Below are 559 nucleotides of genomic sequence, written 5' to 3'. Positions count from 1 at the left end.
ACGTTATGCCGACTCCCCGATTATGCCGCGTCATGCATGCGCGTGGCGGTGGGTATGTCCTTTCATGATCGCTGCGTCGGCATAAACATATGATTTCTCAGGCTGGCTAACGCGCTGGCCAGGAGAGATCAGGTGAATGCAACACGCACAGTCAGTGAATCCGGCGGGCTGCCGGCCCATCACATCGATGCATTTCTTGATCGTCTACGGACGGCACACTATTCCGAGGTATCGCTTCGCAAGAAACGAAGAGTCCTGTGCGCGTTCTCCGGGTGGATGAAGAACAGGAACATTGACCTGATCGATCTCGATGAGTCTGTCACGGCTCGTTTTATGAATCGCATGATCGACGCTTCACAAGACCGCGTCCAGCGTGCGCGTCCCACCTTACGGCAGTTTCTTTCCTATCTGCGCGCGGAAGCCGTTGTGTGTTCGCCGACGTTGGGCGGCCAGTCCGAGATTGCGCGCATTTATCGCCGATACCTGGACCATCTGAGGCAGGATCGTGGACTCGCGAAGAACTCTCTGCTCGTCTACGGCCCCTTCATTCGCGACTTTC

The 559-nt window shown here is 56.4% G+C and carries 1 pseudogene; it reads left to right on the top strand.

The features are described 5' to 3' along the window. Positions 1–333: 333 nt before the first annotated feature. A pseudogene (locus HV796_RS45330) lies at positions 334–559 on the top strand (integrase); the annotation flags it as partial.

The sequence above is a fragment of the Paraburkholderia humisilvae genome, from assembly GCF_902859855.1.
Taxonomy (GTDB): Bacteria; Pseudomonadota; Gammaproteobacteria; order Burkholderiales; family Burkholderiaceae; genus Paraburkholderia; species Paraburkholderia humisilvae.
The sequence above is the reverse complement of the archived record's forward strand: the minus strand, read 5'-3'. Positions and strand labels throughout refer to the sequence as shown.